This window comes from Pseudomonas laurentiana (assembly GCF_014648275.1).
GTDB classification, from domain to species: Bacteria; Pseudomonadota; Gammaproteobacteria; order Pseudomonadales; family Pseudomonadaceae; genus Aquipseudomonas; species Aquipseudomonas laurentiana.
On record NZ_BMQU01000118.1, the window covers coordinates 1 to 705 of the forward strand.

Genomic DNA, 705 nt, shown 5'->3' on the forward strand with positions numbered 1-705 from the left:
ACATACATGGAATATTGGTCATGGGAAAGACAAATTATTTGCTATATAATGAAGGTAACTTCTGATAGGTTCGAACCCTATATATTCCGAAAATCTACACTGTATATGAGATTCGAACCTTAATATATTTCGGTTCGAATCCTATATATTCCGAATGTAAATATATGTCTCTATCATAACATATAATATTTTTATTTTTTTTTATTATATTATACTAATTACTTTTTCAATTCATTTATTCCCATTAATTTCTTTTGTACTTTTAGTTTAATGGTAAAATATTAGTCTACGGAACTAACGATATAGGTTCAATTCCTATAAAGTATTTTTTTTTTTAATTAAATTATGTAGAAATTAATAAAAGAAAGTACATTTATATCATAATAACCTAATTTATGGTGAGTAGAATAAATACTGAATAATCTATATAAGTATATATATATTAATCTTATCGTCTAATAAGAGAAGGACATCTAATTATTATTATTATAATAATATAAATTATAAAGAAGGTATTGGTTCAAATCCAATTGGGATAAAAATGTATATATAAAAATTTTTTATTTTTATATTAATATATATACATTAGTAAAATTGAGTAGTATATGAAAAAAAAATATATACTAAAATGATTAGATTAATCCCCTGAATATTGGTTCATCCTCAAATAAATTATTTATGAATAACAACATTAGAAGTCAATTT

1 tRNA gene is annotated in these 705 nt (G+C 21.0%); it reads left to right on the top strand.

Features of this window, described 5'->3' with window-relative positions:
* The first annotated feature begins 256 nt into the window (after positions 1–256).
* Positions 257–327 (top strand) — tRNA-Arg (locus tag IE038_RS24025).
* The last annotated feature ends 378 nt before the right edge of the window (positions 328–705 follow it).